Source organism: Roseburia sp. OM02-15 (assembly GCF_003481835.1).
GTDB classification, from domain to species: domain Bacteria; phylum Bacillota; class Clostridia; order Lachnospirales; family Lachnospiraceae; genus Eubacterium_I; species Eubacterium_I ramulus_A.
Map to the genome: position 1 here is coordinate 81,857 of NZ_QULX01000001.1, position 15,805 is coordinate 97,661.

The 15,805-nt window shown below is 42.9% G+C and carries 16 protein-coding genes and 1 tRNA gene; 1 reads left to right on the forward strand and 16 read right to left on the reverse strand.

Annotation, left to right across the window (positions count from 1 at the left end):
• Positions 1–2: 2 nt before the first annotated feature.
• The 14 genes from DXB15_RS00440 to DXB15_RS00510 form a co-directional block, all read right to left on the reverse strand.
• Positions 3–1,754, reverse strand: coding sequence for a VirD4-like conjugal transfer protein, CD1115 family (locus tag DXB15_RS00440; protein WP_002588968.1), 1,752 nt, complete (start codon positions 1,752–1,754; stop codon positions 3–5).
• Complete coding sequence (locus DXB15_RS00445; RefSeq protein ID WP_002304320.1) at positions 1,754–2,236, reverse strand: PcfB family protein; 483 nt, start codon at positions 2,234–2,236, stop codon at positions 1,754–1,756. The genes DXB15_RS00440 and DXB15_RS00445 overlap by 1 nt, the downstream gene beginning before the upstream one ends.
• Positions 2,237–2,272: 36 nt before the next feature.
• Positions 2,273–2,584 carry a DUF5720 family protein gene (locus DXB15_RS00450; protein ID WP_002304317.1) on the reverse strand — a complete coding sequence of 104 codons (312 nt, stop codon included), beginning with the start codon at positions 2,582–2,584 and terminating at the stop codon, positions 2,273–2,275.
• A 10-nt stretch (positions 2,585–2,594) separates the two neighbouring features.
• Positions 2,595–3,236, reverse strand: a complete 642-nt coding sequence (locus DXB15_RS00455) for a DUF3846 domain-containing protein (RefSeq protein ID WP_002588969.1) — start codon at positions 3,234–3,236, stop codon at positions 2,595–2,597.
• Between the two features lie 54 nt (positions 3,237–3,290).
• Positions 3,291–3,818 carry a hypothetical protein gene (locus tag DXB15_RS00460; RefSeq protein ID WP_002304315.1) on the reverse strand — a complete coding sequence of 176 codons (528 nt, stop codon included), beginning with the start codon at positions 3,816–3,818 and terminating at the stop codon, positions 3,291–3,293.
• Positions 3,819–3,826: 8 nt separating this feature from the next.
• On the reverse strand, positions 3,827–4,753 hold the full coding sequence (locus tag DXB15_RS00465) for a ParB/RepB/Spo0J family partition protein (protein ID WP_002304314.1): 927 nt from the start codon (positions 4,751–4,753) through the stop codon (positions 3,827–3,829).
• Positions 4,710–5,537, reverse strand: a complete 828-nt coding sequence (locus DXB15_RS00470) for a ParA family protein (RefSeq protein WP_002304313.1) — start codon at positions 5,535–5,537, stop codon at positions 4,710–4,712. Before DXB15_RS00470 ends, DXB15_RS00465 begins: the two co-directional genes overlap by 44 nt.
• A gap of 6 nt (positions 5,538–5,543) precedes the next feature.
• Positions 5,544–6,473, reverse strand: a complete 930-nt coding sequence (locus tag DXB15_RS00475) for a DUF6017 domain-containing protein (protein WP_002304312.1) — start codon at positions 6,471–6,473, stop codon at positions 5,544–5,546.
• Complete coding sequence (locus DXB15_RS00480) at positions 6,470–6,685, reverse strand: hypothetical protein (RefSeq protein ID WP_009146480.1); 216 nt, start codon at positions 6,683–6,685, stop codon at positions 6,470–6,472. The genes DXB15_RS00475 and DXB15_RS00480 overlap by 4 nt, the downstream gene beginning before the upstream one ends.
• Positions 6,686–7,242: 557 nt before the next feature.
• Positions 7,243–7,319: transfer RNA gene (locus DXB15_RS00490), tRNA-Arg, on the reverse strand.
• 385 nt (positions 7,320–7,704) lie between these two features.
• On the reverse strand, positions 7,705–8,592 hold the full coding sequence (locus tag DXB15_RS00495; protein WP_242979788.1) for a DUF3881 family protein: 888 nt from the start codon (positions 8,590–8,592) through the stop codon (positions 7,705–7,707).
• Between the two features lie 3 nt (positions 8,593–8,595).
• On the reverse strand, positions 8,596–9,123 hold the full coding sequence (locus DXB15_RS00500; RefSeq protein ID WP_330427429.1) for a DUF4446 family protein: 528 nt from the start codon (positions 9,121–9,123) through the stop codon (positions 8,596–8,598).
• 131 nt (positions 9,124–9,254) lie between these two features.
• Positions 9,255–10,184, reverse strand: coding sequence for a ParB/RepB/Spo0J family partition protein (locus DXB15_RS00505; protein WP_118701714.1), 930 nt, complete (start codon positions 10,182–10,184; stop codon positions 9,255–9,257).
• 5 nt (positions 10,185–10,189) lie between these two features.
• A complete protein-coding gene (locus DXB15_RS00510) occupies positions 10,190–10,957 on the reverse strand; it encodes a ParA family protein (RefSeq protein WP_109214822.1) in 768 nt (255 codons plus the stop codon).
• Between the two features lie 1,011 nt (positions 10,958–11,968).
• Between DXB15_RS00510 and DXB15_RS00515 the strand changes: the two genes are divergently transcribed.
• Positions 11,969–12,919, forward strand: a complete 951-nt coding sequence (locus DXB15_RS00515) for an alpha/beta hydrolase (protein ID WP_109215663.1) — start codon at positions 11,969–11,971, stop codon at positions 12,917–12,919.
• Between the two features lie 199 nt (positions 12,920–13,118).
• Here the strand turns inward: DXB15_RS00515 and rsmG are convergent, their stop codons facing one another.
• A complete protein-coding gene (gene rsmG, locus DXB15_RS00520; protein ID WP_109215664.1) occupies positions 13,119–13,847 on the reverse strand; it encodes a 16S rRNA (guanine(527)-N(7))-methyltransferase RsmG in 729 nt (242 codons plus the stop codon).
• Between the two features lie 4 nt (positions 13,848–13,851).
• Positions 13,852–15,759, reverse strand: coding sequence for a tRNA uridine-5-carboxymethylaminomethyl(34) synthesis enzyme MnmG (gene mnmG, locus DXB15_RS00525; RefSeq protein WP_118701715.1), 1,908 nt, complete (start codon positions 15,757–15,759; stop codon positions 13,852–13,854).
• Positions 15,760–15,805: the final 46 nt, after the last annotated feature.

Consider the following 15,805-nt stretch of genomic DNA (forward strand, 5'->3'; position numbering starts at 1 on the left):
CCTTAATCCGCATCGACTACCACAAACTCATCACCTGCCTTGAGCTTCAACCTTCGACTCAGAAACTGCTCAATGTTGAACTCATTTCTCTTATCAAAGTCTGATGTGTACTTATAATTGGGGTGCTGCGTCAGATCGTACTTGTCAGAAAGAAACGGTCTGACACCACGCAACTGCAAAATACACTTGCTGCCATCCAGAACCGCAAGCTCATCTACGCTCGCAAGGTCTTTGCCTAACTTCTGATAATTCAAGCCGTAAGACGGGCTGTTACCTCTGGTGTTGGAGGTGTTGTAGGTGTCGATAGTTTCTTTTCCCAATGCCTGATTCAGTTCTTTGAGCGTGGTTGGCTCAGAACCACCCAGGAAAATTCGGGAATCCATGTTGCCGATGATGGTATCGGCATTGTCTTTATAAATGGCTTTCAGCTGTGATTGTGCCTGGAGAACAAGGCAAGCCGATATTTCACGGCTTCGGATTGTCGCTACCAGTTTTTCCAGATTGGGAATCTGACCGATGTTTGCCATCTCATCAATCAAGCAGCGCACATGAACCGGCAGTCTGCCGCCGTACACATCATCTGCTTTCTCGCACAACAAGTTGAACAGCTGTGTGTAAATCATGGAGATCAAAAAATTAAACGTCGCATCCGTATCTGACATAATCAGAAAGAGCGCCGTTTTCTTATCTCCGAGAGTATCCAACTGCAACTCGTCATAGGCAGTCACATCTCTGACCTCCTGAATATCAAAAGGAGCCAGACGAGCGCCGCAGGAAATCAAAATCGACTTAGCGGTCTTGCCGGCAGCCAGCTTGTATTTTTTATACTGACGGACTGCAAAGTGATTCGGCTTTTTCTTTTCCAGGGCTTCAAACATCAGATCCACCGGGTTCTGGAACTCCTCATCATCTTCCCGCACCTCCATTGCGTTCAGGAACTCAATCAGGGTGGAGAAATTCTGTTCCTCAACCGGAGCTTCATAGTGGATATATCCGATCAAGGCACAGTAGAGCAGCGTTTCCGCCTTCGTCCAGAACTCATCACCGGCTTTTCCATCACCCTTTGTGTTGGCAATCAGCGTTGTCACCAGTTTCAGAATGTCTTTTTCTGAATGGATATAGGCAAATGGGTTATAGTGCATCGACTTCTGAAAGTTGATGGTGTTGAAAATCTTGATGGTGTAGCCATGCTTCAAAAGGGCGTTGCCGCACTCAATCACGATGCTGCCTTTCGGGTCAGTGACCACATAGGAACTGTGCATCTGGAGAAGGTTTGGCTTCAACCAAAAGCGAGTTTTACCGGAACCCGAACCGCCGATAATCAGAACATTCTTATTTCGGGCATTGGCAGGATTCTTCGGGCGATTGCTCATCATCAGCCGCTCCGTTTTCGTCAGGATCACATTGTCCTCGAACTTTGGTGCAATAAACGGCTCAATATCTTTTGCCGTTCCCCAACGAGCAGAACCGTACTCAACATTGTGTCGGTACTTCTTTGCGTTTTTGCCTTTTAGATAGACAGCCAGCCGAAGTCCTGCGCCGCAGAGAATACCAATCAGCAAATCCAACGGGTGAAAGCTGGGAAACGGATTGTTCAGGGCTATCGGAAGGGCATGAAAAAAGCTGAGGATTTTCGCAGATGAATCTGCCCCCTCAGCCAATCTCCATGCTTCTCCTAAATTCGTAGCGAACAACCCTACCAGAAAATACGGTAAATTCAGAATCAGGAGCTTTTTCATTTTTCTCTTATCCATCACAGATCACGCTCCTGTTTCTTCTCTCGAACCTTCTTCGGAATCGCTGCGACAATTTCCTTGAACTTCTTCAGCTGCGCCAGAACGCTCGGCTTTTCATTCTTGGTTAATGCCCTTGCCTGATGTTCCTTGCAGATTGCATCCAAAGCATCTGCATCTTTAGAACGGACAAAAACAAGAAACCGGGGAGGATCAACGGACTTATCTTTTCTTACGGCAAAGTCCACGCCATACTTCTTGGCGAGCTTTTCAAAATCACGGATACTCTCTTTGTCGATCTCAACATTCGTAGCACCCTGATTCTGTCCCAAAAGCTGTTTCACGGATTGCTTTCCATGAACGGCAGGGTCTCGTGCCTTTTTCATCTTCACTTTTTCCCGGTGCTGCAAATACTTGCGGATACCGGCAATGATAGTGCGCCCCGTCAGCTTGGTTGTGCTGATCGCCAGGTTTACTGTTCTGTTTTCAACTTCTTCCTGCATGATTCATCACCTCCTGCAAGCAGTAGAGTGAACAGATTATCGTGCCATATCTCTGTGGTCGTAATACAGATTGCCCTTGGCAACTGCGGCATGGCTGATAATCTTGATATTGCCAGCTTTCTGGTTATCCAGAGCCTTCTGATAACCCACATCGCTCAAATACAGGCGATTTCTTTCGCCTTTCCAACCGACAGGCGATTCATCGGTCAGCACATCGAAAATAATCATGTGCTTGGTGGCGTCATCAAATCGTGCCAAGTCCATATAGGTATGTCCCTGGTACTCCTTGGCACCATCCTGAATCCGCTTTCGCTCCATCAGCTCTCCAATCGTCGAATTTCTTTGCATAAGAACCTCCTTACAGAACATCTCGGTCAGGGTTACTTTTGTGGGGAACCGAATCAGCTTTGACAGGTGCATCTTCTTTCTTCACCATGTCATCCGGCAGGGGAAGCGCCATAATGCTGCGCCCCATGCGTACAAAAGTCTCAGGCTGATGAAAGTGTTCCTCAAACTGCTTCATCAGTTCCGGGGACAGAGAACAAAAATCATCCTCGCCCAATCCCACAACCAGAAAATCACCGGCGATAATGTCATAAATATCGCCGTCATCATCACGCAGCGCACGGTTCAGTTCTTTGCCTACGAGTTTACCTTCGTCGTGCATCACCAGTGCAACCGGCTCATTGAACGGATAAGTTGCCTCAATATCGCCACCTACGGCTTTCTGCAAATCCTCCAGCTCACAGCCGATCTGCACAGCCTGCGGATACATGAACGGCTTTACCAGCAACACATTCATGGTATCTGCCTGTTCTTTCTGAACCTCCCGTTCCTCGGTCGTGCCGAACGCAACACCGGTAAAGTTTTCGGAGTCCAGAATGTACTCCGAATTGTAATAAGCGGCTCTAACCTGTTCCTCTGCCGCATCGTGAGATTCTGCTTGCACCGTAACCGTTTTCTCCAAGGTTTCGGTGATCTTCACATCGTATTCTTTCAAGTTTCGATACCTCCGTTTCTTTGGAAATAAGAAAAGCGACCATCCATGAACCTGTTACAGTTCATAAATAGTCGCATCCACATCGGCTAAAAGCTCGAACAAGCAAATATCGTCCAGTTCGCAAATCAGGGAACCCATGTCGAAGAAAATATCGTCCTCGCATTCCACCGTAGTAACCACGCTGCGGTGTTCGTTAAGACAAATGGCTTCTTCCTTGTCCATCGTGATCGTAGACATACAGGACACCACATAGAATGTCATATCTTCTGCTAACCACAGCTCCTTGCTCTGAATCGTGCGAACTTTTTCATCGCCGCTCATATCTTCTACATAGGACAGAAGCCGCACGGCTCTGCTGTTCAGAAGTACCTTTCCCTGATAGTCGATACCCTCACCAGCAGAGGACAATACTCGATACTCGCTAATCATCTCGGCATTTTTCTGAAACGACTTTGCCAGAAGCGCAGGAGAAATATCATCGAACTCCTCACTGTAGTTTACGAGCATATCTACCATATAATCAGGATCGCAAAGGTCGTAGAGTTCTTCCAAAGCGCCCTGAATGTTTTTGGGTGTAAACATTTTTTACCTTACCTTTCCATTGATTTTTCTCTTTTTTTCTGCCATTGCTCCAAAAGCTGAATGATTTTATCCTCCATCTGCTTGTTGGTATAGGACTTCGGGAAGTATTTTCGCAACGAATCCGTTTTGAAGGTTACTCTGTCCAGCTCTCCCTTCTTGATTTCATTCATAATCTCGCACATCGCATCCAGCGTACACTCGCCCTCCTGTGCGAGCTTTTTAATTCGCTGTGCTTGCGAAAGGGAAGGAGCTGCTTGAGCATAATCCATTGCAGAAAGAAAATCCTTCTGTTCTTCACTTGCCAGATAGGAAAGCTCCACCGCAGGATTGAATTTGATCTGACCCGTATCTACCATATCCAGCAGTTCCGGAATCAGTTCGGTCAGACGGATATAACGGTGTACCTGATTTCTGCTTTCTCCTGCCTCCTGACCGACTATATCCATTGCCTGCAACTTCATCCCAACTTGGGATGAAGTTAAATCGGTGCGTTGACCTTGATGTTTAATCGCATCCAGCTTCATCTTATAAGCAAATGCTCTTTCACTCGGCAGGATACTCTCCCTCTGCAAATTCGCATCAACCATCAAAATAATGGCTGCATCATCGTCCAGGTCACGAACAATCGCAGGCATGGTTTCCTTACCCGCAAGCTCCGATGCCCGGTGCCGCCTGTGACCAGAAACGATTTCATAACCACCGTCGGGGTCAGGACGGACAATCGCAGGAGTGAGAACTCCGAAATCTCGGACGCTCTCTGCCGTTTTCATCATTTCTTCATCATCAACCACACGGAAGGGGTGTCCCTCAAAGGGGTGTAGCTCAGAAAGCGGAATTTCCTGCACACGCTCCTGCTGGGCTTCAGCTCTGGATTGATCGGTGGAGAAAATATCATCGTACCCCTTCAAGCTGATGTTTGCGCCTTTTTTCTGCATTGTTTAACACCTCCTTCGTCAGAATTTTATAGGCTTCGGCAACTTTGCCTTTGGGATCATGCTTGAAGATACTGGTTCCCTCTGCGCTGATTTCCTCTGCACGGACAGAGCGGGGAATGTCGGTCTTGTAAACCTTCAGCTTTCCGCCGTAGCTCTCCCGAATCAGATTGCTGATGTCTTTGGAGTAGTTGGTGCGGCTGTCCACCATCGTCAGAAGAATCCCTTCAATCCTCAGTTTCGGGTTGATTTGCCTCTTGACCTTGTTGATGGTTCCAAGCAGCTGTTCCAGACCCTTTGCAGGAAGGTATGCTGCCTGAACCGGTATCAGCACATTGTCGGCAGCTGCCAACGCATTGACGGTCAGCATACCCAAAGACGGCATACAGTCAAGAAGAATGTAATCATAATTCTGTTTGACTGTATCCAGGTATTGCCGGAGAATGGTTTCCCGGCTCATGGCATTGACCAGTGCTACCTCCATACCTGAGAGTTCGATGTTGGACGGCACCAAATCAACGCCCTCCGGATGATGAAGAATCCCTTCATCGGGAGTAATAGGGTTTTCCATCATAATCTTTCCCATCAGATCGGAAAGTGTCGGAGACAGATCATCCGGGCAGGGATTGCCCAAACTGACCGTCAGGGAAGCCTGGGGATCGGTGTCTACCAGAAGCACCTTTTTTCCTTCAAGAGCCAAGCCAACGCCCAGATTCTCGGTGGTGGTGGTCTTTCCAGTGCCTCCTTTCTGATTGACCACCGCAATGATGGTTGCTTTTTTCGACATTTATCGTCACTCTCCTTCCTCTCGCTTCATTTTCAATTTCTTAAATCCTCCTTCCAAATATCCGTGTGACATATCGTGCCGAACAAGAGCATCGTAGTAGGTGTCTATTGTCGTCGGCGCATTGTATATCGTAGTCAGCATATACTGACGGATATTTCTAATCTTTGTGGTGTTCTCCTTGAAGCAGTCCATAACATATCGAATGTGTTCGGCATTCAGTTTCATAAACCGACTGCGGACAATTTCTGCCGGACGCTCCTCTGCACCAATGCGAATCAACGGTCGCTTCGTGCAAACTGTTTCAACGATCAACTCCAGAATGTTATCCAGCATTTCGGAATCGTAAGGGTAATCCTTCTTCAACAAATCCATACTGAGCTGATCCGAGAAATAATCAAAGTATTCTTGATACCGGTCATTCTCGTCCATCATTCCACCATTTCCGGAAGGAAAGATAGAATCAGTATCACTAAATTCAGTATTTTTAATATCAGTATTATTACATTGTGATTTCGGAAGTTCTTGAGTTGTGATTTCCATTGTTCCAGAATTGTGATTTTCACAATTCAAGAGTTGTGAATCCACAGCAGAGATAAAGTTCTTCACATAGATCAGGTTGGGCTTTCCCAAACCCTGGCGCTTACGTTCAATCAATCCTGCTTTCTTCTCAAGTTCACTGAGCAGCTTGATAGCCTTTTGTTCAGCACAGTTCAGAGCCATCTTCGCTTCGTCGATTGTAAAAATGATATACACTCTACCGTTTTTATCTATCCAACCATTCTTGGCAGACAGGCTCATGCGGTCAAGCAAAATGCCATACAGCATCTTGGCATCGGCAGAAATATTCCAGAACCTCTCGTTCGTGAACAACACCTTCGGAACTCGATAGAATGTGAATAGATCGGATTGCTGACCGTAAAAATAATCAAAACTCACACGGCTTCACCACCTTCTTTCTGCGGAAAACTTTCTGTTGTCAGCGGAATGCTGCGGAAAGTCGTATCCGTCTTTTCGTAAGGACATCGGGCAAAATAGTAGAAGCGGTATTCCTGTTCATACACATCCATATCAACGAAGCCCCACTTCACGCATAACCTTCTTCGTACACCAACCAATGCACGGGTGATCTCGCCCATAGGGACAGCCATCACATTCCGACTTGGGTTTCGGCGGCAAAGAGATTAAGTAGTAGCAATTATTTCTACCCAGACGGCAGCCCTTTCTGCCATTCGTCCAGAAGTAGCAGTAATGACAGTCGCTCGGCTTGTCTGCGGTATAAACAGGCTTGCTCAAATAAAACACCTCCAATCTCTTGTATTTGCCCATGGGTTTGGGCATAAAAAAAGAGCGCCTATCCATCCCCAATGCGGGGCAAATAGACGCTCTATGTACATAACGATATTTAATTTTATCTGCTATAACTGCATGGTATTCAAAACATCCGCCTTTTTTGATTAGCTGGATTTTTGGCACGATTTTGGGGCTGATTAGCAGGAAGGGCATTTTCATTAGCAAGAACAGCCCGTTTTCTGCTAAAAATTAGCTGGCGATTTTGTCTTATAACAACCGTTCGATTCTGGAGGGGTTGTCAAAAATCAAATTTTGGAGTAGAATTTTATCTCATACAGTGAAAGAGCTTTTTCGTAGCTTTTTATATAAGAAAAGCCGAAAACCCTTGAAAACAAAGGCTTTCGGCGTTGTTCACTGGCGTCCATAAGAGGATTTGAACCTCCGACCCCACGCTTAGGAGGCGTGTGCTCTATCCAGCTGAGCTATATGGACGTGTCTGATATATGATTATAGCCCGATCAAAGTCGAACTGCAATCCCTTATTTAGTTTTTTTTGAGGTGGCCGTTGTAACGCAACCTTAGGAGGCGCTTGTTATATCCATTTAACTACGAGAACATAAAAATATGATTGCTAACTTCTCTATCATAGCAGAGAACCATGTTTTCTGCAAGCATTCATCCTAAAAATGCGATCGTAATAAAAAGGCGGTTCCTATATTATGTAAAATTGTTACTTCTATTGTTATGTTATTATAAAAAAGTATTTTCCTGCACTTTATCATAATAAAAATAATAAAGCATTTCCTGTGTTTGTTTTTGTGTGGTCTGTGTATACAGGAAATGCTCTATATTTAATATAATGTATCACTGTATGAAATTAATACCCGTAATTGACATGTCCCTGTAGCCAGATTCTGCCTTTAAAACGGCGTCCTACTTCCGGTTCGCCTAGCAGATCTTTCTGGTTGATACAAATGTCAAAAATCAGGTTGTTACAGTTGAGGGTCAGAATCCAGAGCTTTTCATTGCTCAGATTGTTTTCTGCTTCATAAAAATTCAGAATTTCTCCGATCACAACATACTGATCACTTTCGATTCCGTATGGAATGAAACTGCTCTCTACAATAGAAAGAACATCTTCCTTCATAACACGTCTGGAAAGGGAGGAATACAGATCCATGTCGTTCATGGTCAGGTTTTCCATGGCACCTTTATTTCCGTCCCGTGCCTGTTTCATCAGGTTTAACCGCTGTTCAGAAGATTTTTCTTTGTTTGCCAGCATCTTACTTGTTTTCATAACTGGCAGCAGAATTTTTCCGCCGGTAGAGAGACCTGCCAATACAGCGTTTTCCGGTCCACGTGTGCCATGCAGTGCATATTTTTTCTCACGCAGCACATCAGCAATATTTTCAATATAAAAAATCAGTGTGACGCCTAATTTTAATTCGTCACAGATTCCGGCAAATGCCTCTCTTCCTGCGTGGCGTTCAATTTCGATCATCTCATTTGTGGTGATCTGAGAACCGTGCAGATAAGGATAATAATATTCCATACGAAATTCTTTGTCGTTGATAAAATTTCCACAAACCATAATGCCAATGTCGGTTCCAAAATTTTTGGAGAAACATGCAAATTCGTTTCCTGTTTCATCGGTTACAATGGTCTGCTCATCCGGACGATTCAAAATAGATTCCAGTACGGGGTACAGTTCTGCATTTTTGGTAAGATCGCGAAATCCAATAGATCTTAAAAATGTATGTATCATAGATTATTTTCCCTGTTCATAGGTGTTTTCTAATGCCATATCAAGAGCTTCTCTTTCTTCATCTGCAAGCATGATCACAGAGTTGCCGTTGATAATCTCTTTGATATAAGTGTAGCAGCCTTCTCTGCTGTGCATTGCGTTGATAATAAATCCGTCATTTTTTCGGTTTAACAGTGCAAGGGAGAAGGAAAGTTTGCCGCCCATCTCATTGAAGGCATCGTATTTTACAAGTCCGACTTTCTGGTAAGTATTGTCAAGGTGGTCAAGAACCATCTGAACTTTGCGTTTTGTGTCCTCATCGGAAGCAATCAGATCATCTACCTGATTTAGACGTTTTACCAGGGTATCCTCTAAGGAAGCGGCATTTTTGCCGGACATAAATGCTTCGTAACGTTTTTTCAATTTGCGCATCTTGACTCCGTTTATGATCATGATGATGATCAGAATCAGAACAAGGGCGGCGAGACCGGCGGTGATCACATCAAGACTGATGCCGGTCAAATCTTCAATATGCAATTTTAAATAATCCAATGTTTAGTCCTCTCTTCGTTTTTGAAATTTTGAGGACAATCAGATGATATCTGTGATTCCAGCACATTCTATTTTTAGTGTATTCAGTTTCTGGCAGATTCAGGTTCTGATGTCCTGCAAAAGTTGTTGGGTTACTGAATACTCTGAATAAGTTCAACCAGACGATTTAATTCGTCCTGTGAGTAATATTCAATTTCAATTTTTCCTTTTTGGTCGTTTTTCTGATGAATTTCTACTTTGGTTCCAAAGATACGTTTCATCTGATCGGCCAGATCTGCATAAATGGCAGATAATACAGGATCTTTTTCCTTTTTCTTTGATGTATCGTCGCCCTGCAGTAATTTTCTGACCAGTTTTTCTGTTTCACGTACACTGAGTTTTTCATCAAAAATGCGAAGTGCCAGCTGATGCTGTAATTCCTGATCTTCAATGGAAATCAGGCAACGGGCATGACCGGTAGAAATCATTTCATCGATCACCATCTGCTGAACCTGTTTGGAAAGTTTGAGCAGACGCATGGAGTTGGTTACTGCTGTTCTGCTTTTGGAAACACGTTCGGCGATTTCATCCTGTTTTAAATGAAATTCTTCCATTAATCTGCGATATGCCTGTGCTTCCTCAATTGGGTTCAGATCTTCACGCTGGATATTCTCAATCAGTGAAATTTCTACGATCTGCTGATCGGTAAGTTTGCGGATAATGACAGGCACTTCCTTTAAACCTGCCAGTTTTGCTGCTCTCCAGCGACGCTCTCCTGCAATGATTTCATAATATCCGTTCTTTTCCTGAACTAACAGTGGCTGTAAAATGCCATACTGTTTGATGGATTCTGCCAGTTCTAGCAATCCGTCCTCATCAAAATGCTTTCTTGGCTGCTCCCGATTTGGTTCTACCAGGGAGATTTTTACCATACTGTCAGGTGTTTCTTTTTTGGTACTCTTCTTCTTTGTAGTTGTTGTGGTGGAAGCTGTAGCAGGTTTCTCTGCAGCTTCTGTTTTATTTACTTTGTTCACGAGTAGGGAATCCAGTCCTTTCCCGAGCCCACCTTTTTTTGCTGCCATATTGATTAATCGTCCTCTCTGTCTATTACTTCCTGCGCAAGTAAACGGTAGCTTTCGGCACCGGTTGACCGTGGATCATATACGTTGATCGGTTTTCCGTGACTTGGTGCTTCTGCCAGTCGTACATTTCGCGGAATAATGGTTTTGTAAATGGTTGTGTCCAGATTCTCTTTGACATTTTCCACAACTTGCAGAGAAAGATTTGTACGTGCATCATACATGGTAAATACGACACCTTCCATTTTTAATAATGGATTCAGTCGCTCCTGTACCAGATTGATGGTGTACATTAACTGTGTCAGACCTTCCAGCGCATAATATTCACACTGAATCGGGACCAAAACGGTTGTGGCAGTTGTCATAGCATTGACAGTAAGCATATTTAAGGAAGGAGGGCAATCGATGATAATGAAATCATAATCATCTTTTACTTTTTCAATTTCATTGTGAAGTACATATTCACGGTTCTCAATGTTTAATAATTCAATCTCTGCTCCCGCCAGATTGACATTGGATGGGATCAGATCAAGACCTTCGAACTCTGTATGTACAAGAGATTCCTGAAAACTGCATTCTCCAAGAATTAATTCATAGACTGTATTTTCACATTCGTTTTTATCGACACCTAATCCGCTGGTGGTATTTCCCTGTGGATCCATGTCAATGGTCAATACTTTTTTGCCGGCTTCTGCCAGACAAGCAGAAAGGTTGATCGTGGTGGTTGTTTTTCCAACGCCACCCTTCTGATTTGCAATTGCAATAATTCTTCCCATAAGTTTCCTCATTCCTGTTAGTTATACTCTGATTTCATCAGTATTTATGCGAAAATTCAAGTTATACGCATATGAGACTGTAGACTGTACGTAATTTTATCAGTGTAAGCTGCTATGTTTTAAAAAAATATTGCACAACTACATATCGGCATTTTTATACTGTGAAATATTACTTTTTTGAGTATAACACTTTTTAAAATGGATATCTACAAAAAAACAAAATGTTTCACGTGAAACATCTAAAAAAAGTGTGAAACATGGATAAAAATAGATTCGTATGGAAAAACTGTTTCACGTGAAACGTAAATGGAACTTAAAAATAGTAAGTTGTGATTAAAAAATGCAGATGGAAAATAGAAAGAAAAAAATTGAAAAATGAGCGGGCGACAATAAAAAAGTATAAGTTATAATGTTTCACGTGAAACATTTAAAAAGGCATTAATTTATCTCAGTCGAGAAGACTCCCACTTCTGCAAGTGGTGAGTAATAACAAGTCTTTCTCAGTGGGAGTTCAATCTCTAACTGAGATAAACGCTCCGCGGGGGCGCACATTGTCTGGGAGACAATGGTTTTGCGCCGACCGGAACGAAGCGTAGATGTGCAGTGATTCTGAGAAGAATATGTCAGCTTTCGCTGACCAGAATCACGCACCAAGTCTCACGTGCGTTCGACTTGAATTGCTACAAAAGATATTTCCGTTATTCATATAATTAGGAAATTACTTTTTCTGTAAGTACGCAATCTTATGAGATAAGCGAATGATATATCAGATGGGAGATGACTCCCACCTCTATAGGTGGTGAGAAACAAGCTATGGGAGCCAATCCCCCATCTGATATAGCCTCCGGCAGGATTACAGAGGTGCGCAGTTGAAGTATGTCATGCAATTGCATGACGCGCACCTCGCAACAAGAATGCCGGAGCATTCTTGAAAAAAAAGTATTTGTATCTCAAGGGGCAATGGATTATAATATAGGTATTAAAATGATTAAATGCGAAAGGGGTTTATTGATGAAAAAGCATATTAAGAATAGCGCATTATTACTATGTATTGTAGCTGGTCTGATTATTATTATTAATAAGCTGATCAGTGTTTTCTCACATATGACAGACCATTTACCGACCGGTGGTGGAAAATATTATCACTGGAAGTATGGAAATATCTATTATACAAAAAGCGGAAAAGGAAAGCCTGTATTACTGATCCATGATCTGGATCCGACCTCATCTTCTTATGAGTGGAAAGCAGTGATCAAAAAAATGTCTGAGGATCATACCGTATATGCCATTGATTTATTAGGATGTGGACGCTCTGAAAAACCGAATATGACATACACCAATTATTTATATGTTCAGTTAGTAAATGATTTTATCCATGCAGTAATTGAAGAAAAGACAGATGTTATTGCTACAGGAGATTCCCTTTCTTTTGTAATTATGGGATGTCAGATGGAATCTAAATACTATGATAAGATCATCGGAGTAACACCAACTGACTTGTACGAACTGGCAAAAGCACCGGGACGTAGAAAAAATATGCTGAAGTTCCTGATTGAACTGCCAATTATCGGTACGTTTATTTATAATATGGAAGTAAGTAAGAACCGGATCATTGATGCATTTGTAAATAACTACTATTACAAAGGACACATGGTTTCTGAAAAAACGATCCAGACTTACTATCAGGCAGCACATATTGGTGATGGCGGTGGAAAATATCTGCTTGCAAGTATCAAAAGTTATTACACCAATATCAATGTGGTATCTGCAATTAAAAAGATCAACAACAGCATTTGTCTGATCGGTGGAAAAGAGCATCCGTTTATTGAAGATGTTATTAATGATTATCAGGAGTTCAATCCAGCGATTGAAGATGCATATATTCCGAATACTACTTGTCTTCCACAGATGGAAGCACCGGATAAATTTGTACATCTGGTAAATATTATTCTTCACTCATAATGATAAAAAGACACAGCAAATATGTTTCACGTGAAACATTTCTGTTGTGTCTTTTTTGACTGATAAATTCAGAAAAATAGAACTGCTATTTTTCAACAGCAGTTCTATTTCTATTACAATTTTATTATTTTGTGATTTTGTCATTCGTCAAGTGTAATCAATATATTTTCTCTCTTATATTTTTTATACCATATATTTGTTATTTAAGTGGTAACTTTGCAGGTGTACCTGCTTTTCTTGGATATTTCTTTGGTGTATCTTTTACTTTCTTAATACAAACCAGTGCACGTCTCAGATCGGAATCCGGTAACTGGAATTTGTCTACGGAAGTAAGTTTTCCACCAAGAATAGAAATCGCCTTCTTTCCTTCCTGAATTTCTGCATCAGAATCTGCGGATTTGTAGGAAACAAATAATCCACCTTTTTTTACAAATGGCAAACAGTATTCTGTCAGCACTGCCAGATTGGAGACTGCACGTGAAACACAGAGATCATACTGCTGTCTGTGCGTAGCATTGGAAGCCATCTCTTCTGCTCTTCCGTGAACGGCAGATACTTTTTTTAGGCCAAGTGCATCGATCACTTCCTGAAGGAACAGGATTCTTTTGTTCAGAGAATCCATCAGGGTAATCTCTAATTCCGGAAATGCAATTTTTAACGGAATACCCGGGAAACCGGCACCGGTTCCAAGATCGATGACGGTCAGTTTCTGACTGGCAATATCCGGAATCACGCGGATCAGAGAAAGACTGTCCAGAAAATGTTTCTGAATGACTTCTTCGTATTCTGTAATGCCAGTAAGGTTCATTACTTTATTTTTTTCTACAAGCATTTCATAATACTGCAGAAACTGTTCTATCTGTTCGTCTGTCAGAGTGATGTTCAGTTCTTCCAGACCGTGTTTGAATTTGGTCAGATCATAACTCATACGTTTATTTATCCTGTTCTTGTTCTTTTTTCTGCTGATAGTGTAATTGTTCCAAATATACTAAAATGACAGAAATGTCCGCCGGGGACACACCCGAAATACGGGAAGCCTGTCCGATGGAGATCGGCTGATACAGGTTCAGTTTCTGCTGTGCTTCCATGCGTAAGCCGCTGATCTGATTGTAATCAAAGTATGGCGGCAGCTTTTTGCTTTCCAGTTTCTTAAACTGTTTTACCTGTTTGATCTGGCGTTTGATATATCCGTCATATTTAATATTGATATTTACCTGTTCGCGGACGTCCTCTGTCAGTTCCGGACGTTCCGGATCAATCGGTGCCAAAACATCATAATTTAATTCCGGACGGCGAATCAGTTCTGCAAGGGATGTACCGGTATTGAGTGGCTGGCTGTTGTACTCTGCCATCAATTTCTGTACCGGTGCGGATGCTCCTAAATGAACATTTTCCACACGCTGTACTTCTTCTTCGATGAGCTGTTCCTTTTTTACAACATAGTCATAACGTTCCTGCGGAATTAATCCGACTTCGTAACCGTGTCTGGTCAGACGCAGATCAGCGTTATCCTGACGGAGTAACAGTCTGTATTCTGCACGGGAAGTCATCATACGGTATGGTTCATGGTTTTCTTTTGTAACCAGATCATCGATCAATACGCCAATGTAGGATTCGGAACGATCCAGAATCAGCGGTTCTCTACCTTTTACTTTCATAGCAGCATTGATTCCGGCAATCAGTCCCTGAGCTGCTGCTTCTTCATATCCGGAACTTCCGTTAAACTGTCCACCACTGAACAGACCGGAGATTTCCTTAAATTCCAGAGACGGATACAGCTGACGCGGATTGATACAGTCATACTCAATTGCGTAGGCATTCCTTACAATCTTGACATTCTCTAATCCCGGTACAGTGTGGTACATCGCATACTGTACATCTTCAGGAAGGGAGCTGGACATACCGCCGATATACATTTCATTGGTGTGAATTCCTTCTGGTTCAATGAATACCTGATGGCGGTTTTTATCTGCAAATTTCACTACTTTGTCTTCGATAGACGGACAGTAACGAGGACCGGTTCCTTCGATCATGCCGGAAAAAAGCGGGGATCGGCTTAAATTTTCGCGGATAATCTCATGTGTTTTTTCGTTGGTATAGGTCAACCAGCAGCTGACCTGATCGATCTGTACATCATCCGGATTGGTTGTAAATGAGAACGGTACGACTCTCTCATCGCCGAGCTGTTCCTGCATTTTGGAAAAATCAACGGAACGTCTGTCGATACGTGCCGGTGTACCTGTTTTGAAACGGAACATTTCTACTCCATTTGCAACCAGGGAATCGGTCAGATGGTTAGCTGCCTGCAGTCCGTTTGGCCCGGTGTGATTGACCACATCTCCGTAAAGACAGCGGGCTTTCAGATAAGTACCGGTACAAAGTACGACCGCTTTTGCATAATACTCTGCTCCTGAAAACGTTTTCACACCACGAATTTGCTTATCTTCTACCATTAATTCGGTAACCTCTGCCTGACGCAGTGTCAGATGGTCGGTGTTTTGCAATACCTGTCTCATTCTGGCACTGTAATCGGCTTTGTCCGCCTGTGCACGCAGGGAATGAACGGCAGGTCCTTTTGATTTATTTAACATTTTAGACTGGATAAAGGTATGGTCGATATTGACGCCCATCTCACCGCCTAAGGCATCGATTTCGCGCACCAGATGACCTTTGGAGCTGCCTCCGATATTCGGATTACACGGCATCATGGCTACGCTTTCAATGCTGATGGTAAAAAGAATGGTTTCCAGTCCCAGTCGTGCGCAGGCAAGGGCTGCTTCGCAGCCCGCATGACCTGCGCCGACGATACAAACATCATAATTTTCTTTTATAACTGGCATATATTTTTCCTCATAGAAATATTACTTTATATTACAACTGCTATAT

Bases quoted from the DNA above. Each gene is read 5' to 3' on its own strand.
- DXB15_RS00515 (WP_109215663.1), top strand. From the start codon at position 11,969: ATGAAAAAGCATATTAAGAATAGCGCATTATTACTATGTATTGTAGCT.
- DXB15_RS00470 (WP_002304313.1), bottom strand. From the start codon at position 5,537: ATGTCGAAAAAAGCAACCATCATTGCGGTGGTCAATCAGAAAGGAGGC.
- rsmG (WP_109215664.1), bottom strand. From the start codon at position 13,847: ATGAGTTATGATCTGACCAAATTCAAACACGGTCTGGAAGAACTGAAC.
- DXB15_RS00480 (WP_009146480.1), bottom strand. From the start codon at position 6,685: ATGGCTGTCCCTATGGGCGAGATCACCCGTGCATTGGTTGGTGTACGA.
- mnmG (WP_118701715.1), bottom strand. From the start codon at position 15,759: ATGCCAGTTATAAAAGAAAATTATGATGTTTGTATCGTCGGCGCAGGT.
- DXB15_RS00440 (WP_002588968.1), bottom strand. From the start codon at position 1,754: ATGGATAAGAGAAAAATGAAAAAGCTCCTGATTCTGAATTTACCGTAT.
- DXB15_RS00465 (WP_002304314.1), bottom strand. From the start codon at position 4,753: ATGCAGAAAAAAGGCGCAAACATCAGCTTGAAGGGGTACGATGATATT.
- DXB15_RS00505 (WP_118701714.1), bottom strand. From the start codon at position 10,184: ATGGCAGCAAAAAAAGGTGGGCTCGGGAAAGGACTGGATTCCCTACTC.
- DXB15_RS00510 (WP_109214822.1), bottom strand. From the start codon at position 10,957: ATGGGAAGAATTATTGCAATTGCAAATCAGAAGGGTGGCGTTGGAAAA.
- DXB15_RS00450 (WP_002304317.1), bottom strand. From the start codon at position 2,584: ATGCAAAGAAATTCGACGATTGGAGAGCTGATGGAGCGAAAGCGGATT.
- DXB15_RS00495 (WP_242979788.1), bottom strand. From the start codon at position 8,592: ATGATACATACATTTTTAAGATCTATTGGATTTCGCGATCTTACCAAA.
- DXB15_RS00445 (WP_002304320.1), bottom strand. From the start codon at position 2,236: ATGCAGGAAGAAGTTGAAAACAGAACAGTAAACCTGGCGATCAGCACA.
- DXB15_RS00460 (WP_002304315.1), bottom strand. From the start codon at position 3,818: ATGTTTACACCCAAAAACATTCAGGGCGCTTTGGAAGAACTCTACGAC.